The organism is Pseudoalteromonas sp. SG44-8 (genome assembly GCF_014164125.1).
GTDB lineage: Bacteria > Pseudomonadota > Gammaproteobacteria > Enterobacterales > Alteromonadaceae > Pseudoalteromonas > Pseudoalteromonas rhizosphaerae.
Genome location: NZ_JACJEQ010000001.1, coordinates 553,680 through 571,962 on the forward strand (window position 1 = coordinate 553,680; position 18,283 = coordinate 571,962).

Annotated in this window: 15 protein-coding genes; 6 read left to right on the plus strand and 9 right to left on the minus strand. The window is 40.3% G+C overall.

Annotated features, from left to right (window positions below; translation table 11 throughout):
* Nucleotides 1–2 precede the first annotated feature (2 nt).
* The 3 genes from H5163_RS02250 to H5163_RS02260 are packed head-to-tail and all read right to left on the minus strand — an operon-like array spanning nt 3 to nt 3,452.
* On the minus strand, nt 3–1,217 hold the full coding sequence (locus H5163_RS02250; protein WP_182734189.1) for a sugar MFS transporter: 1,215 nt from the start codon (nt 1,215–1,217) through the stop codon (nt 3–5).
* A gap of 18 nt (nt 1,218–1,235) precedes the next feature.
* Nucleotides 1,236–2,288, minus strand: a complete 1,053-nt coding sequence (locus tag H5163_RS02255) for a sugar phosphate isomerase/epimerase (protein WP_182732278.1) — start codon at nt 2,286–2,288, stop codon at nt 1,236–1,238.
* 3 nt (nt 2,289–2,291) lie between these two features.
* Nucleotides 2,292–3,452, minus strand: coding sequence for a Gfo/Idh/MocA family protein (locus tag H5163_RS02260; protein ID WP_182732277.1), 1,161 nt, complete (start codon nt 3,450–3,452; stop codon nt 2,292–2,294).
* Nucleotides 3,453–3,614: 162 nt separating this feature from the next.
* Between H5163_RS02260 and H5163_RS02265 the strand changes: the two genes are divergently transcribed.
* Complete coding sequence (locus H5163_RS02265; RefSeq protein ID WP_145236298.1) at nt 3,615–4,340, plus strand: AraC family transcriptional regulator; 726 nt, start codon at nt 3,615–3,617, stop codon at nt 4,338–4,340.
* On the opposite strand, the gene H5163_RS02270 is transcribed toward H5163_RS02265, so the two are convergent.
* Both H5163_RS02270 and H5163_RS02275 read right to left on the minus strand, forming a co-directional pair.
* The gene (locus H5163_RS02270; RefSeq protein ID WP_182734191.1) at nt 4,337–5,212 is read right to left on the minus strand and encodes a BadF/BadG/BcrA/BcrD ATPase family protein; all 876 of its coding nucleotides are present in this window, start codon (nt 5,210–5,212) and stop codon (nt 4,337–4,339) included. The genes H5163_RS02265 and H5163_RS02270 overlap by 4 nt on opposite strands.
* On the minus strand, nt 5,205–5,945 hold the full coding sequence (locus H5163_RS02275) for a copper homeostasis protein CutC (protein WP_182734193.1): 741 nt from the start codon (nt 5,943–5,945) through the stop codon (nt 5,205–5,207). The genes H5163_RS02270 and H5163_RS02275 overlap by 8 nt, the downstream gene beginning before the upstream one ends.
* Before the next feature lie 399 nt (nt 5,946–6,344).
* Between H5163_RS02275 and H5163_RS02280 the strand changes: the two genes are divergently transcribed.
* The 3 genes from H5163_RS02280 (at nt 6,345) to H5163_RS02290 (ending at nt 13,452) form a co-directional block, all read left to right on the plus strand.
* Nucleotides 6,345–9,329 carry a TonB-dependent receptor gene (locus tag H5163_RS02280; RefSeq protein WP_145235654.1) on the plus strand — a complete coding sequence of 995 codons (2,985 nt, stop codon included), beginning with the start codon at nt 6,345–6,347 and terminating at the stop codon, nt 9,327–9,329.
* 158 nt (nt 9,330–9,487) lie between these two features.
* Nucleotides 9,488–12,337 carry a discoidin domain-containing protein gene (locus H5163_RS02285; RefSeq protein WP_182734195.1) on the plus strand — a complete coding sequence of 950 codons (2,850 nt, stop codon included), beginning with the start codon at nt 9,488–9,490 and terminating at the stop codon, nt 12,335–12,337.
* A 116-nt stretch (nt 12,338–12,453) separates the two neighbouring features.
* Entirely contained in the window at nt 12,454–13,452 is a 999-nt protein-coding gene (locus tag H5163_RS02290) for an isoaspartyl peptidase/L-asparaginase family protein (protein WP_182734197.1), read from the plus strand.
* A gap of 222 nt (nt 13,453–13,674) precedes the next feature.
* Here the strand turns inward: H5163_RS02290 and minE are convergent, their stop codons facing one another.
* Genes minE through minC form a run of 3 tightly spaced genes read right to left on the minus strand, consistent with a single transcriptional unit; the run spans nt 13,675 to nt 15,465 of the window.
* Nucleotides 13,675–13,944, minus strand: a complete 270-nt coding sequence (gene minE / locus H5163_RS02295) for a cell division topological specificity factor MinE (RefSeq protein ID WP_145235646.1) — start codon at nt 13,942–13,944, stop codon at nt 13,675–13,677.
* Nucleotide 13,945: 1 nt separating this feature from the next.
* Complete coding sequence (gene minD / locus H5163_RS02300; protein WP_145235643.1) at nt 13,946–14,755, minus strand: septum site-determining protein MinD; 810 nt, start codon at nt 14,753–14,755, stop codon at nt 13,946–13,948.
* Between the two features lie 5 nt (nt 14,756–14,760).
* Nucleotides 14,761–15,465: a septum site-determining protein MinC gene (gene minC, locus H5163_RS02305; RefSeq protein WP_145235640.1), complete on the minus strand. Its 705-nt coding sequence runs from the start codon at nt 15,463–15,465 to the stop codon at nt 14,761–14,763.
* 169 nt (nt 15,466–15,634) lie between these two features.
* On the opposite strand from minC, the gene H5163_RS02310 reads away from it, so the two are divergent.
* Nucleotides 15,635–15,916: a YcgL domain-containing protein gene (locus tag H5163_RS02310; RefSeq protein WP_145235637.1), complete on the plus strand. Its 282-nt coding sequence runs from the start codon at nt 15,635–15,637 to the stop codon at nt 15,914–15,916.
* A gap of 4 nt (nt 15,917–15,920) precedes the next feature.
* Nucleotides 15,921–16,937, plus strand: coding sequence for a lytic transglycosylase domain-containing protein (locus H5163_RS02315; protein WP_149980391.1), 1,017 nt, complete (start codon nt 15,921–15,923; stop codon nt 16,935–16,937).
* A gap of 270 nt (nt 16,938–17,207) precedes the next feature.
* Here the strand turns inward: H5163_RS02315 and H5163_RS02320 are convergent, their stop codons facing one another.
* Nucleotides 17,208–17,603, minus strand: a complete 396-nt coding sequence (locus H5163_RS02320) for a hypothetical protein (RefSeq protein ID WP_310736637.1) — start codon at nt 17,601–17,603, stop codon at nt 17,208–17,210.
* Nucleotides 17,604–18,283: the final 680 nt, after the last annotated feature.

Sequence of the window (18,283 nt, forward strand, 5' to 3'; positions counted from 1 at the left end):
GACTAAACGTATTTCTCAACGTTTTTATTTTTTGTTATAAACAGATGAAGACCAATAAATACAATGATCAGTACAATCGGAAAAACCAGTAGATTTTGTAATACAGCTTGTCCTGCGAGCACTTCAACTTGTTCTACACTGACACTAGTTGTTTGTGCTTGTGTTCGCGCATTATCAATCCAATGGCCTATGACGGGGTTCCAGATACTCATTGCAAACATGCCAGCTCCACCAATTAACGACATGCCAAGTGCACCTGTTTTTGGGGCATACTCAGCGACACAACCGATCATGGTTGGCCAAAAATAAGTAACGCCAACGGCAAATAGTGCTGCGGCAAGGTAGATGGTATTACCTTGCGCTTGGCTCATTAAAAATATCCCTAGTGTTGAAAAAATGGCTGAGCCCAGTAGGACACCCGATGGACTAAAGCGGTGCACAATCGGGCCCGCAAAAAACCGACCTAATGCCATCAATCCGGTGATCAAAGCTAAAATAACCATAGGCGAAGCGCCTGACGAGCCAAGGATTTGCTCAATCCATTGCTGTGTGCCAAATTCGGTGACTGCTGTCAGTGTCATGCAAATAATGAGAAACAAATACAGCGGCGAGAGTAAGTGTTTTAAGTTGCTGGTGGTTGAATTTTGCTGTGTATCAAACTGTGGAAATTTCGCTTTAAGCATCATCACACCATAAATAATGGTGGGCACAAGGATCAGCGAAACTTGCCATTGCCAGCTGAAGCCAGCGGATGTCATTGCATTTGAAGCTAATGCACCAATTACGATCCCGCCAGGAAACCAAACATGAAAGCGGTTTAACATAGTGGTGGTGTTTTTAGGATACATTTGGGCGATCAGTGGATTACAACCGGCTTCAACCGATCCATTGGCAAAGCCAATTAAAAAGGTAGAGATCAATAATCCCCAAAAACCATCTGCAGTGATAGTTAAAATAAGTCCGCCTAGGTGGCAAATAAACGCTAATGCAACCAACTTTTTAGCACCAATCGCGTTATAAATGATGCCCCCGAGCATGGTTGCAACCGGAAACCCTAAAAATGCCATGGCATTTACCCAGCCTAGCTGTGTACCAGTGAGGCCGAACTGCTCGCCTAGTTGTCCTAAAACGCCAGCCCTTATTGCGAAAGTCATTGATGTGACAATTAATGCAGTGCAGCAAAGCCGAAAAATAATACGATTATTGTTGTTATTCATTGTGTGTGACCCTGTTTATTAAATACCTAATATCCGCTTATTTCGCTGATCATTTGTGTCCATTGCGCTAAAGTCATCAAATGCTTTAGCCGTAGGGCGGATCAAATGCTCTTTTATAAATTGTGCGCCTTCTTTCGCCCCATCTTCAGGATGTTTAATGCAACACTCCCACTCTAGAACTGCCCAGCCATCAAAACCATATTGCGTTAATTTGCTGAAGATACTTTTGAAATCAATTTGGCCATCACCTAAGGAGCGAAACCGACCAGGGCGGTCTTGCCAATCTTGATAGCCACCATAAATACCGCTGCGACCATTTGGATTAAACTCTGCATCTTTGACGTGAAATGCTTTAATACGATGGTGATAAATATCAATAAATGATAAGTAATCAAGTTGTTGTAAGATGAAATGGCTGGGATCATAAAGAATATTTACCCGAGGATGATTATTTGTCGCAGCTAAAAAGCGCTCAAACGTTACGCCATCATGTAAATCTTCCCCTGGGTGAAGTTCATAGCAAACATCCACATCCATTTCATCAAAGTAGTTGAGGATTGGTAGCCAGCGTTTCGCAAGTTCTTGGAATCCTTGCTCTACCAGTCCTTTTGGACGCTGCGGCCAAGGATAAAAAGTATGCCAAAGTAGTGCTCCTGAAAAAGTCACATGGCTTTTCAAGCCCAAATTTTTACTGGCTTTAGCGGCCATCATTAACTGATTGATGGCCCATTTCGTTCTGGCTATAGGGTCACCGCGTAGTGCTTGAGGGGCAAAATTGTCAAACATTTCATCATAAGCCGGATGAACGGCTACGAGCTGCCCTTGTAAATGAGTTGATAACTCTGAAATTGTAAGCCCTGCCTGTGCAGCAATACTAGTCACTTCATCGCAATAATCTTGGCTTTGGGCTGCTTTTTCTAAATCGAAAATACGAGAATTTGCAGTCGGTAGCTGAATTGCTTTGTAGCCTAAATTTGCTGCCCACTGACAAATAGTGGCAAAGCTGTTGAAAGGAGCTTCATCGCTGATGAATTGTGCTAAGAAGATCGCTGGACCTTTAATTTGTTTCATTTTTTATCCAATTTTAAATGGTTGCCACTTAGTGTCTTTGCTCGACGCTGCTACAGCATTTTCTATAAATGCCATTCCGCGAATTGCTTCTTTAATACCAGGCACGTCGAAGTCACTGTTAGATGCTGAGTATCCGGCTTTTTTTGCGTGAATTTGTTTTGCAAAATTGACATAGATATTGGCAAATGCTTCAAGGTATCCTTCTGGATGGCCTGCAGGTGTTCGCAGTGAATTTTGTGCCGCAGTACTTTTTAGGCCAACACCTGCACGTAATAGGGTGGTTGGCGCGTTATGACTTTTGAGCCACAAACTATTTGGTTCCATTTGTGACCACTCAAGACTTGCTTGATCGCCATAAATACGCAAATTAAGATTGTTTTCTTCTCCTAATGCAACTTGGCTAGCAAGAAGAACTCCCTTAGAGTCGTTGTTAAAGCGCAGTAAAACGGTGCCATCATCATCGAGTGTTCTGCCTGCAACAACATGATTTAAGTCAGCGCATAGTGCGGTGATTTCTAGGCCGCTCACGTATTCAGCTAGATTTGCAGCATGCACTCCTATATCAGCTATACAACAACTAATACCGGCCTTATCAGCATCTAAACGCCATTTGGCTTGTTTGGCATTTTCATCTTCGCTGGTGGCAAGCCAACCTTGGCTGTACTCAACAATAATTTTACGAATAGCGCCCAGCTCGCCATCAGTAATACGTTGGCGCGCTTCTTTAATCATCGGGTAACCAGTGTAGGTATGAGTTAATCCATATAAACAATCACTGGCTTGCAGAGTTTTTTCTAATAACAGCGCTTGTTCTAAATTTAGGGTGGCTGGCTTATCTGATAAAACGTGAAAACCTGCTTCAATTGCACACTTTGCAATTGGGAAATGCAAATGATTTGGCGTCACTATTGCCACAAAATCAATTCGTTGATCGGCAGGTAACTTAGCTTCTTCGCTAAACATTTGTTGGTAGCTGTCATAGCAACGATCTGGATTTATTCCTAGCATTGCAGCTGTAGCTTGGCTGCGTGATGGATCTGAACTAAAGGAGCCTGCGACTAACTCAATTAAGCCATCTAAGCGTGCAGCAATGCGATGGATTGCACCGATAAATGCACCTTGTGCACCACCGACCATCCCCATGCGGATTTTGGCATTATTCATGAAAAAGCTCCATGTCAGTAATCGTCTACTGAGTTTAGTTAATAGCATGTTATTGATAATAAGGAATGAACAGCGTAAGGGATAATAAAAATTCGGTTGACAATGCAACAAAATCGGCGTTTTATATATTATTGCGAATTGATATTTATAGAATATATTATTATGGAAGTACAAGGGATTATAAATAAAGCGGGCGTAAATCAACTGATCGCGGCATTTGATTTATTACCTGATATTTTGTTTTGGGTTAAGGATTCTGATAGCCGAATTTTATACGCAAATCAACACTTTATTGAGCATCAAGGGTATAAGTCATTAGAGCAGATTTTACTTAAAACTGATTTTGACTTTTCATCCAAGCACTTAGCATTTCAATATGTCAATGACGATAAACGCGTAATGAATGGCTATGTGGTTATTGATCGTTTGGAGCTAAACCAAACCTCAAATGGTGAATTGGCCTGGTTTTCAACGTCCAAAAAAGCGATTTTAACTGACGATGGTCAGATACTGGGCACCTATGGCGTTACACGGCATTTACAAAAAACATCAAAGGCTTTGTCGCATGTAAGAGCGATTGAAGGGCCAGTAAATTATATACGTGAACACTATCATCGTAATATCTGTATTGAAGAACTTGCCGAGCTTGCTCATTTATCGGTAAGTGCGTTAGAGCGGCGTTTTAAAAAACATTTAGCAAAAACACCTAATCAATTTATTAATGAAATACGTTTAGAAAACGCACGTAAGCTACTTGTTGAAACTCGTTTACCTATTTCACAAATAGCCTATCAATGCGGTTTTTCTGAGCCTAGCTATTTCAGTAAACAATTCAGACGCTTATTTGGTGAGATCCCTTCGCAAATGCGCGACCAAATTGAGCCCTAAGCCAGCCGTTTAGCTAATTGAATAGCGCCTTGCTCGGGCAGGTAATGCGCATCACATAGATAACCTTGTGCTTTGGTAGATAACCAAGGAGTAATTTTCTCGGCTGTGCCTCCCATTAATGTAATGTTGTAATAGCCGTGGCTAACTAAATGATCGATATAACGGGTAATATAGCGCGCTGCTTGCTCTAAAATAATAATGGCCCAAGGATCATCTTGCATTGCGAAAACTAAAGGCGCAAAACCGGCAAAAAAAGCGGGTTTGGCATTGAGTGCTAATTCTGTCAGCTGGTTACTTGTATCACAACTAAGCTGTGCCAATAAGGTATTTATTAATGGGCTTGAGGGGGATAAGCCATCTAAAACCTCTAATGCATAACGAAATAAAGTTAAACCAATCCAGCCTCCGCTTGCGCCATCACTTAATAATAATCCATGGCCTCCTAATTCAATAACGTTACCGTTTTTTATTGCTCCAGCACAAAAGCCAGTGCCTAAAATAATAATCGCACCACTGTTATCACCATGGGCACCTTGACAGGCTATGTGTAAGTCAGTTGAAAAGTTAAATTGTGCAAATGGATGCTGCCACTGTGCCATCTTTTTATTTGCACCGGCAATGCCAGCGCCAGCGAGTCCTGCATAGGCATAAATTGCCCCGAGTGTTGATAGCCCTAAACCAGCCTGTTGTAATGCGTGTTTTGTTGCATCAATAATGGATTGCTGCGCCACTTCAACGGAGGTTGCAATATTTGCTGCACCGCTTACTGCCTCAGCAAGTAGGGTGCCTTGTGCGTTTTCAAGCCTGACTCGGCATTTTGTACCGCCGCCATCAATACCTAAATACAGGGGAGGTTGAGAGTGGTTAGTCATTTTTAGCCTGCTCGTTAGTTCGTTGATTTAAAATTGCGTTAATTAATAACGGATCCACCCAGCCATCCTTGTTGTGTACACCAGAGTAGGCATGTAGTGACACTAAATTATTGTTGGCAAGTTGCCAAAGTGTACTTGCATTATCAGTGGTTACGCCACCACCAATAACAATTTCTATATGATCATTGGCGTGGCTAATGATTGTTTGTATATGATTAAGACCTTGCATAACACCTTTATCATCAGTCCATTTAGTGCCATTTGTGAGGATACGATCAATGCCCAGTTCAGTTAATAGGCCAATTGCCTTTTCGCTGTCTTCTATACAATCAAAAGCGCGATGAAATGTCGTTGCTAAATTATATTTATGTGCGCAGGCAATAAGCGCTGTGGTAGCTGCGATATCAACGTCATTGGCGTTTAGCGCACCAAAAACAACACCGGTAGCACCTGCGTGCGCCGTGTGTGCTATTTGTGTAAGCATTAGCTTCAGTATTGTTGCATCAACAATAAATTGATTCGCAACAGGTCGTATCATGATAAGCAACTCGCCTTCTGAGGGCATTGCATGAGCTGCAATAGTCATTGCTGTTTCACTAGGAGTGAGACCTTCAAGTTGCATTGTGCTGCAAAGTTCAATTCTAGAGGCGCCAGCTGTAAATGCGGTTTTTACATTATCAGCTAACTGAATATGACTATCTGCGTTTAAACAGACTTCTAAATTTTTACGCATTGTTTCGTTCCAAAATACCAGCGATGTTGTTAACAATAAAATATTTAATTATATTAGATTATAATGGAATAAATAAAATTCATTTTTAAATCATGTTCTTATTTTTGTTTTTTTACTTTTCATGAATATGGGAAGTGTTTTTATATGCCATTAATTTAAGTTGACGACTATAAACTAGCTCAGCACTAATTGGATCTTTTTTTAACCTTAACGCCGATTTTGTTCTAGAGGCAACCGAATTTCTATTATCACTTTCTTCGACAGAACCCTATTCTTGAAAAGCAGTTTAACAAGCTATTAACTCAGATATGAAACGCCTTAAAGTTTATTGGCACGGATTATCGTGGGTTTTAAGTTACTAAATACAATCAATAGCACACAATCATACTGGAGATAAACATGACCAATAATAATAACAGTCGTGAATCGGCGGGTCTTGCTCGGCGATTTAAGAAATCTGCATTGCTTCTAGCGGTGATGGCAAGCTGTAATGGCGCATACGCACAAGATCAACAAAATGAACAAGAAAGCGATCTAGAAGTAATAGAAGTCAGGGGGATTCGCGCCTCGATGGCAGAAAATTTAGCGATTAAGCGACTGTCCAATTCGATTGTTGATGCAATCACCGCAGAAGATATAGGTAAATTTCCAGATAAGAATGTGGCCGATTCTTTACAACGAGTACCTGGTGTTGTGATATCTCGCAGTGGTGGTGAAGGCGAGAATGTTAGTATTCGTGGGTTGTCATCTGATTTAACCCTCACTCAACTTAACGGTAATTTTATTGCTTCATCACCGGGTTCTCCATCTCGTTCTTTTAGCTATTCTTTACTGCCTTCGACTATGGTGCAATCGGTTGAAGTTTTTAAATCATCAGAAGCTCGCTTAGATGAAGGCGGTGTAGGTGGTACGGTTATTCTAAATAGTCGTACGCCATTGGATATGGATGCAAACTCTGGTGCATTTAATGTTGAATACACTTATGCTGATGTAACAAAAGAGTATGAGCCTAATTTTAGCGGTGTGTATTCTTGGAAAAATGAAGATGAAAACGTTGGCTTTTTACTCGGTTATACTAAGCAAGATCGTACTAACCGCTCTCTGACTGGAGATATGTCAGGCGGAGGTGGTTGGCGATGGGCAACGGGGAGCGAGCAGCCAGCAACTGATGTAAATGGCAATGAAATTACTGACAGTACTCGGCGTTTTGGGGCGTTAGAAGATGCGTATGGTAATTCCTATGATGGTGTATGGGCACCGCAAGTTGCCGGTGTGGGCATTACTGAGGAAAAGCGCGAACGTGTTGGTGTGCAAGCGACAATGCAATGGCGACCAACAGATAATTTAGAGCTGACATTTAATCACTTTCACTTTGAATTAGGTCAAGATAGAACTACTTCACAACTGATGATCCCTGAATGGAAATATAACCCTGACTATTTAACCGGTGTAATACTTGATGAAACGGGCTCTATTGTTACTGGAATGGATTTCACCAGTGGTGCAGGCGGTAGTGAAGGCAATTTAGAGTTTCCTTGGATCATAGGTAGTTATACAAAAGAAAAAGATACTTCAGATACGTATGACTTTGCATTTGAATATGCAGGTGATGTCTTTGACCTTAAAGGCAAATTTGGTCGTACGAAGGCAAGCGGTGGGCCATCGGAGTCATTTAATGCAGCGTATAAAAGCGGTCAGCCTGGCAGTCGTAGTGATTCAGGAAAAAATGAAAATGCGGCATCGTTTGCAGGTTGGCGCTTAGGTGAACGTGTTTCTTTATATGCAGATCCAGCATTACTTGCGAATTTACAAGCAGGTATTGCAGGTGATCCTGATCCAGGTTCAACAGGCTCAAGTTTCATTGTCAGTGACTTAAAAGAAGACTATGGTCAACTTGATTTAGATTACCATGTTGCTTATGGCATAGTTGATACATTGCGTGTGGGAGTTAAGCATCGAAAAGCAAGTCTGCATCGGGAAACCAATAATACATTTTTTATTACTCAAGATGGTGCCGATCGCATTGCTAGTGGGGAACTTGATCCATTCAGTCAAGGTGCAATAGATGAAGTTGCCTATCAGTGGATTGGTGGCATGCCAAACCTTGAGGATGTATTAAATAAAGAATCGGAACAAAATATTGCGGGTGGGTTTGAAGTTAATACTATGCCGAGTATTAATTGGCAGCAATATCGGGATATTGTTACTAATGAATATGTTAAATATACACGCCGTGAACCCGATTTTGTTTTTGATATTGAAGAAAAAATAACAGCTGCTTATCTTCAAGCTGATTTTTCGTTTGGTGATTTTCGCGGCAATGTCGGCGTTCGTTATGTAGAAACGCAAACACAAATTATGTCTTCAGACAAAATAAACTACTTTTTAGATGATATAAATGATGCGACCGGTGAAGATATTCTTGGTGATGAGCGTTTGGTTGATGTTGAAACTACCACATTACGCACTGTCAAAGATGACAGATTCCTACCTAGCTTAAATTTAGTCTGGGAAGCGAGTGATTCTCTGGTTATCAGAGCCGCAGCTGCCAAAACTATGTCACGCGCACCTTTTAATGATTTAGGTGCACCGGAACAATTAACCTTCATATCACAAGAGTGGGCTGACGACCGACTCGAATTTAGAGGTAACCCAGTTGATCAAGGTTGGAGTGGATCGGGTGGTAATAAAGCATTACAGCCATTTGAATCTGTGCAACTCGATTTATCAGCTGAATATTATTATGGAACTGGTTCAGCGGTTGGCATCGCATTATTTAATAAGGACGTTGATAATTTCATAGTGCCTTTGATCATTACTTCAGAACGTCCATTCGATGGTTTTACAAATCCTTTTACTGGCGTTGAAATTGTTCCAGCTGGAGACATCACAGTAACACCATTTACCACCACTGCAAATGGTACTAATGCCACTTCTCGCGGAATCGAATTATTTGCTCAACATGCTTTTGATAATGGTTTTGGTATCAATGCTAACTATACCCTCAATGATACTAATCAAGCTGATGTCAGTGTTGATGGTGAAAAAGTAGGTGAATCAGCCTTAGTGGGCAGTGCCGATGATCAATTCAACTTTTCAGCTTACTTTGAAGACGATAACTACAGTGTTCGGGCATCTTATAACCGCCGTGGGAAAATGGCCTTAGGATTAGCTGATGGCTTAACTGTATCCCAAGAACCTTATCAACAAGTTGATTTAAATGCGTCATACAGCGTGATGGAAAATTTAGTGCTCTCGGCATCGGTTATTAATTTAACAAAAGAAGAGTCACGAACATTCTATGGTGATGATAGTAAAGCGCGACTTCGCAGTAGCAGCTATAGCGGTCGCCGGTATTATGCTGGACTAACCTATCGGTTTTAATTGTTAAGGTTTGGCTAAAACGTTTTATCAACAGGCTAACTAAGCACTTGTTAAAAAGAGTTTTTACGTACTCAGTGACAAGTTATAACCGTTTAATAAAACAAAATGAATACGGTTAGTTAGCGTGTTATCAACAGCTGATTTTAAAAGGCAAAATTATGAATACACTAAATATATTTAAACTTGTAGGGACCTCACTTTTAACTGTAAGTTTACTTAGCGCATGTGGTGGATCAAGTAATGACCCAAAAGTAGATAATGTACCAGTAACACCTGATGTTACACATGCTGAAATTGCAGGGACAATAATCAAAGGTGTTTTATCAAATGCAGATATCGCCGTTACTGCGCTCAATGGTAGTAATTTAACAATAAACAGTGCCAGCAATACCGATCAAGAGGGCCGCTTTTTTATTGAATTAAGCAGTGAGGCAGGTTTTGGGATCAATTCCACCGTAAAACTTAATATTTCAACCACGGATAGTTCTACAATGCAATGTGATGCGCTGCGCTGTGGTGATGCTGAATTTACACAATTAACCAGTGGTGCAGCAATTGCTGGGAGTGTATTTTCAACGTTAGGGCAATTAACGGTACCTTATGGCAATGATGCCGATGGTGTTGCAGACACAACTTTGCAAGCCAACGCATTAACAACTTTGGCGACTCAACTTGTAGAGCAACAAATTGCTGATGGTCGAAATGTATCAACTGCAGAGTTAATGACATTAGCACAGGCGCAAATGTCTGCGTTGTTGTTGCGAACTATGGGTTGGCAAACGGGCAATACTAATGTTTTTAACATGGCAGTGATAAGTGCTGACAAGCTCGACAACTTCATACTAGGTGAAAGTTGTGAAGAAAATGATAGCGCAGAACAAGTATGCTCAACGCAATATGCAGATGAGGCAATAATTAAACTATCGTTGTTAAATGCTTCTTTTGCACAGTTTAGTGAATCTGATAATTTAAAATCAGTGATGGATAATGCGCAGCAGAATATTAGGGCTGCACTAAACGATGACGCAGATGCGCTAGCTGCCTTTCGTCAGCGTATTTATGATGCCATTAGCAGTCATCCTCTAACCACTGAACTAGGCTTAACTGCAGATTCGATAGTTGATCTGTCATTACCGCTTTTTGATGAAGCATTATCAACAGGCCCACTTCAAGAAATCACCACACAAGAGAACTTAACTGGTGCAGTATTTACAGCTAGAAACGCAATTAGTGATGCTGAAAGTGCAGCTAAAGCCTTTGATAATAACCTAGATACTAAATGGCTTGATCATAATGATTGGTTGGGGGCACCAAGTGAAGCATCACCTTCATGGATACAAGTTGATTTTGCAAAGCCACAGGCTGTAAATAGTGTATTCATTACCAGTGCTAACGATGCGCCAGAGCGAGACCCAGAGAATTTTACCATATTGGGGTCTAATGATGGTGGAAAAAGTTGGTTTGAGCTTGCAAATATTATTGGTGCATCATTCGAGGATCGGCTTTCTCGCCAAGAATTTAGCTTCGTTAATGGACAAAAGTACCTTAGTTATCGAGTTAATATTACAAAAAATAAAAACAATGATGGGTTAGTGCAAGTTTCGGACATTCAGATGGTAGGCCCTGTTTTTACAAGTGTTGATCATACTGATATTACCAGCGGTACTACCAGTGCTAGTAATAGTATTGGGGATGCAGAAAATGCAGATAAAGCATTTGATAATGACCCTACAACAAAGTGGTTAGATCACAATGATTGGCAGGGGGCTCCAACTGAAGACAAGCCATCATGGATACAGATGGACTTTGTAAGTCCTGTAGCCGTGGATCAGTTAGTAATTGTCAGTGCTAATGATGCGCCTGAACGTGACCCAGAAAACTTTGCTTTACTAGCTTCTAACGATGATGGCACCACGTGGCAAAAACTTGCAACTTGGGTAGGAGAATCATTCGACTCTAGAGCACAGCGCAGAGCGTTTTCTTTTTCTAATCAACTAGCATTTAGTAGTTATCGTTTAGAAGTGACCAAAAATAAGAATAATGATGGTTTATTACAAATAGCTGATATCGATTTAATTGGCCCTGAATTGCCAGGAGAAGATCATAGTAAAGTTGCAGGAGCAAGCTACAGCGCACGTAATAGTATCAGTGATAGTGAAGGTGCAGCGCAAGCATTTGATAATAATGTAAATACCAAATGGCTTGATCATAACGATTGGCAGGGACCACCAACTAATGCTGATCCAGCTTGGTTGCAAGTTATTTTACCGCAAGCAAAAGCAGTTAATACACTGACACTCACAAGTGCAAGCGATGCCCCTGAGCGCGATCCTGAATCATTTACTTTAATGGCATCGATGGATGATGAAAACTGGTTGGATATCGGTGCATGGGTCGGCGAAAGTTTTGATCAGCGCCTAGAAAAAAGAACGTTTCCTGTGGCAAATACACTCGCGTATAGCCACTACCGACTTGCTGTAACTAAAAATGCCAATAATGATGGTTTAGTTCAAATTGCCGAAGTTGGTTTAATTGGTCCTGACTATGCTTTTAAAGATCTAACTTCACTTACCGGTAGTGTATTTAGTGCCCGCTTTAGTATTGGTGATGCAGAAAGTGCAGATAAAGCATTTGATGGTGATATACAGACCAAATGGCTGGATCATAATGATTGGCAAGGAGCGCCAACAGAAGAAAATCCAGCATGGATTCAAGTTGATTTTAGTGATCCGCAAACGGTCAGCGGTCTTGCAATAACTAGCGCCAATGATGCACCTGAACGAGACCCTGAGAACTTTAGTTTATTAGGTTCAAATGATGGAGGCCAAACCTGGACTGTTGTTTCATCATGGTTAGGCGAAAGCTGGGATGAGCGTTTGCAACGTCGTTCATTTGAATTCAATAATGGTTTTGCTTTTTTAAGCTATCGTCTTAGCATTAGCAAAAATGCAAATAATGACGGATTACTACAAATTGCTGAAATCGAGTTACTCGGATTAGAAAAATAATTTTAATTACTTACAGGTCAGAGGGCTATCCCTCTGGCCTTATTTTTAATGATTCTGAGTGGGACTTTAAATAAAGCTGCAACGATATTACTAAAATGAATAACTAGGATTTAGTCATGAGTAGTAAAAGACAATTTTTAAGACAATCGATAACCGCTGTACTAGCCGTAGGAGCGAGTACACTGACGGCAAAAGTATTGGCTCAAACACAGGTCGTTAATAAATCAATTAAAAGCTTAAATTCGCAACTTAAACCCATAGTGGTCTCAACGTGGCAACATGGTATAGCGGCTAATAAAGCCGCGTGGCAGGTACTTGCTGAGCATGGTAAAGCCATTGATGCTGTGGAAGCCGGTGTGCGAATTCCTGAAGCAGACCCGAATGTGATGACAGTAGGATATGGTGGTTACCCTGACAGAGAAGGCAACGTTACTCTCGATGCCTGCATTATGGATGAAAATCAAAACTGTGGCGCAGTTGCATTTTTACAACATATTAAGCATCCAATCTCGGTTGCCCGGTTAGTGATGGATAACACCCCGCATGTGATGTTAGTAGGTGAGGGGGCGCTGCAATTTGCTAAATCACAAGGGTTTATAGAAGAAAACTTATTAACTCCGCAAGCCAAAAAGGCCTGGCAAGATTGGCTGGTGGAATCAAAATATGCGCCCGTGATCAATATTGAAAATCACGACACAATCGGCATGTTAGCGCTAGATAGTAGTGGTGATTTATCTGGGGCGTGTACCACTAGTGGCGCGGCCTTTAAAATGTCAGGCAGAGTAGGTGATTCGCCCATTATAGGAGCCGGTTTGTACGTTGATAATGAAGTCGGTGCTGCAACGGCAACGGGCATGGGCGAGTTAATGATAAAAACGGTAGGCTGCCATTTAGTAGTTGAAATGATGCGCCAAGGTATGACACCTACTCAAGCGTGTAAGGCCGCAGTTGAGCGAATTGCCCATAAGCTGGGTGATTATAAACAGTTTCAAGTCGGTTTTTTAGCCTTGAGTAAATCTGGTGAATATGGCTCTTATTGTATTCAACCTGGTTTTAATTATGCAGTTACCTCAAAGGCAGGAAGTAAATTACTTGATTCGGCGAGTATTCTTTAAGTGCCGAATTAAAGAGTTTAAATAATGCGTGGTATTTTTTTAAATATGTGCAGCAAACTATAGAACTTTATTTATCATAATGTCCTTTGATTGATACCTATAGCTAGACTAACAATCAACGACTGAGCTTTTTGTAACAGGCAATGATGTTGAACAGGAGTAATTTGAACATTAAATAAAGTAATAAAATGTGAAAAGGGCGCTGTAATAGCGCCCTTTTAGTTATTTCTTTTCTTTCTCTTCGTCAGGTAAAGTGACGTTGAGCTCTAATACCGCTAAGTCATCTTCGTTTTGATCGAATTGGACTTGAACCGCGTCATTACTGATGTTGACGTATTTACGGATAACATCAAGAATATCCTGTTTTAATTGTGGTAAGTAATCAGGTGTACCACGCTGTGAGCGCTCATGCGCAACAATGATCTGCAATCGCTCTTTTGCTAGTGACGCTGTATTTTTCTTTTCTGAGCGGAAGTAGTCAAGTAGTGACACGTTAACCTCCAAATATCCGTTTGAACAAACCTTTCTTTTCTACATCTAAGAAGCGAAATTCGACTGTTTCACCTAATAAGCGATTAATTGCATCGGCATAAGCTTGCCCAGCATCAGACTCTGTATCTAATATAACTGGCTGGCCTGAGTTTGATGCACTTAATACCGCTTGTGATTCAGGTATTACACCTAACAATTCGATAGAAAGAATATCTTGCACATCTTCAACTGACAGCATTTCACCTTTAGCTACTCGCTCTGGGTTATAACGAGTCAGTAATAAATGTTCTTTTATGTTTTCAAGCCCTTCTTCAGCACGTTTAGATTTGCTATGCAAAATACCTAAAATACGGTCTGAATCGCGAACTGATGATACTTCAGGGTTCGTTGTTACAATTGCTTCATCAGCAAAGTACATTGCCATCATAGCGCCGGCTTCAATCCCTGCTGGCGAATCACAGACGATATAATCAAAGTCTTTTTTCAGCTCGTTTAATACGCGTTCAACACCTTCGCGAGTTAAAGCATCTTTATCACGGGTTTGTGAAGCAGGTAATAAAAATAATTTATCTACCCGTTTATCTTTGATAAGTGCTTGATTTAAATTTGCTTCACCGTTTATAACGTTAACAAAATCATAGACAACGCGACGTTCACAGCCCATGATCAAATCAAGGTTACGTAAACCGATATCAAAATCTATAATGACTGTTTTATAGCCCTTAAGTGCTAAACCTGTGCCAATTGCAGCACTTGATGTAGTTTTACCTACACCACCTTTACCTGACGTAACGACAATGACTTTTGCCATAAGATTTATCCTTTAACCAAAGCTGAAATTTCTAATGATTCATTTTTTTGTTGGATTTGTGCAGCGTTGCCCCAGAACTCACCTTGCAGAGAATCGCTGATCCAGTAGTTGCCATTGATAGAAACAAGTTCTGCTTCTAATTTTTGGCAAAAAATACGTGCTTCGTTGTAACCTTGTGCGCCTGCTATTGCGCGACCACGTAATGTGCCATAAATATGTACATTGCCATCAGCAATCACTTCTGCACCATGGCTTACCGCACCAATAACGATTAGGTCACGGTCTTTAGCATACACTTGTTGACCAGAGCGCACTGTGCCATTGATAACTTGGGCAGGTAAGTAAACTGTTTTCTCAACAATTGAAGTATTACTCTGCTTTGTAACAGGTTCACTCTTAACGTCTTGTGAATAATTTAAAACTGAGAGCCCAGCGGCTTTGGCTTGCGTATGTTGCTCATCAGAGCCATTACAGACTCCAACAGCATTAAAGTTCATTCGTTCTAATAAAGACTTTAGATGAACAAAATCAACAAGATTATTTTTTATCTCAATTAAATTAACAACAATAGGAGCACCCTCAAAAAAACGAGGGGCTTGGGCAATTTTTATATACAGTTGCTCAGCTAACAGGTTTATATCAGTACTATAAAGATGTAAAACTGATAACGTAAAAAGATTCCCTTTTAGCTCAAAAGTTTGGTCCGACATACACGCTCAATTGAATAGTGTGATCAGAAATCAATTTTAGATAAACGCAGGCTGAATAAGGCCTGTGTTTATATGGATAAGGTGAAATTTCTAATCTAATTTTTCTAACTTATTATGACTCTCATGTTATAGTGTGCAGCACTGTTAAGCAAGATTTTATAGGGTCATAATGCTGACTGCGGTATATAAAAGTAAGAAAAAAGCGGATACCTTCCTTTTTGTAGAAAAAAGAGATGATTTTAGCAAGGTACCGGAACCTTTAATGGCTATGTTCGGTCAACCTCATTACGTAATGTTAATTAATTTAGCAAAACGAACGCATTTAGGCGGGGCTGATTTAAGTTTGGTTGAGAAATCATTAACTGATGTCGGGTTTTATCTCCAGTTACCGCCACCTGAAGCTAACTTACTAGCTGAGCATAGAAAACAAAATGGAGTTGATAGTGACTAAACATATAATGACTAAATTGGCTGCAATTTTATGTAGTGCCTGTATCAGTACATCGGCACTGGCCAAGACCCAAGCACAATTTGATGAATATGTTGCAGGTTTAAAACAAGAAGCAGCACAAAAAGGCTACGATAGTCAATTAATTGAAGATGCCTTCGCTACAGCACACTTTAAAGAAAAGGTAATTTCTGCTGATAAAAATCAGCCTGAAGTTAAAGAAACCTTAGAGACTTACTTACCAAAGCGTGTGCCACAATGGAAAATTGACCGCGCACGAAAGCTATACGCTGAAAATAAAGATATTTTAGAACAAATTGCAGCCGAGTACGGCGTGCAGGCACGCTTTATTGTTGCGTTATGGGGCCTTGAAAGTAATTTTGGTAAAATCCAAGGTGGTCACAACGTTATTTCATCGGTAGTCACGCTGGCTTTTGATGGCCGTCGCGAAACTATGTATAAAAACCAACTATGGGCCGCGCTTGATATTTTAAAGGAAGGGCACATTACTTTAGATAAATTCAATGGTTCATGGGCAGGTGCAATGGGGCAAACGCAATTTATGCCAACCTCATTTAATGCCTACGCGGTAGATTATGATAAAGATGGTCGAAAAGATATTTGGACCACCCAAGTTGATGCCTTTGCATCAATAGCTAACTATTTAAAGCAAGCTGGCTGGAATAGTGATCTTACTTGGGGTCGTCAAATTAAGTTACCACAGAGCTTCGAACCTAGCTATGTATTGCAACGTGGAACTAAAACACGTACTCAATGGTTAGAGTTTTGGGCTGATTCAGAGCGTTCACTAGCTGATTGGCAAGCTTTAGGTGTACGTAAAATGGATGGTACTGATTTACCAGCCGTAGATGTAACGGCGGCATTGGTTATGCCTGATGATATGAATGGCCGTATGTATTTAGCTTATGATAATTACAAAGCGTTAATGCATTGGAATCGCTCATATTACTTTGCCACCAGTGTTGGTTACTTGTCTGATCGCATTGGTTACCCAGCGATTTAATAAGTAATTAGGTGCTAGGCTCTAGGTAATTAGGTACTAGGGCGTTTACAGAAAGCGCGAGTTTATCTCGCGCTTTGCTTTGTAAAAAATGTATAAACTTGCAAGGGTCGGTAGGCTTTAAGTTGTATGTCCGGAGTTAAACTTGACTGCGTAGGTTGGGTAGAGTGCAGCGAAACCCAACGAAAAATCCTCTGTAAACCTGAACTAAAAAACTGCATTAATTAATAAGCGTTATATTTATTCTGTGTTGTGTTTAAAAGCTTGTTATAACTACTTTTTCACCAGTTTCAAATTATAAAAATTATCTCTGATAAACTTATAAAGCCTTAAATTTGGCCCATGTTCTATTAAATCTTTAATAGGTAAAGTCCATTCATCAAAACCTTTCATTTTAATAACCAATATGTGCATCTCAGCTTCCTCTGCATTACTACCTGCGACAGCACGCTTATGGCCAATTTCATAACGCATGGATTCTAGTCGGTCTTTATAAATAACATCAGTACCGAACACACCATCTCGAATATGTAGTTTCCCTTTGCTAATCCACGCAGCTGGTTTAGTTCCGTTCTTAAACCAAAATATGAATGAAGCTAAGTAGCAAATAGTAATAATTGATAATGAATACACCCATTCCAACCCAAGCTCTGCAAGTAAAAGTACCACGAAAATCATTGGTGATAGAGAGGCTAAAAATATCTGAAAATAATCTCGATTTCGAGGTAACACCATAATTGAATTTAACACCATTCCTTAGATAGCATAGCGACTCAGCCTTCCTATTTGAGTAATTGATAATACACTAAAACGGCAATTATTATAAATCGTGATAATTCCAGTAATAACTGCTTTTGTAAACAGTTAATTAAACTAACTGGAATTATGGCTTGTAATTTTGCAACAAAACAACGGTGAATAAAGCTATCGGAAAAATCGCAATCTGTATTTACTTGTTACCTAACAGGTACAAGTTATCTTTTTTATTTACCACAAAGGCGCTTAGCGCTGCACCGAGTAAAAATTTTTGGACTTTTATTTACTTCTCGGTGAACTCGGTGAACTCGGTGTGCTCTGTGGTTAATTTCTTTAGTAACTAGCAACCTAACAAACCGCGTTTCAATAATGTAGTCAGGATTGTCAAAATGATGCCAACATGAGATTAAATTAGGTATTTGTCTGGCTCTAACTAGCACAACTTATCTTTTTATTCACCACAGAGAACACAGAGGCGCTTTGCGCTGCACAGAGTAAAAATTTTTGTACTCTTATTCACTTCTCGGTGAACTCTGTGGTTAAACTTTTTTAGAACCTAGAACCTAGAACCTAGAACCTAGAACCTTGAACCT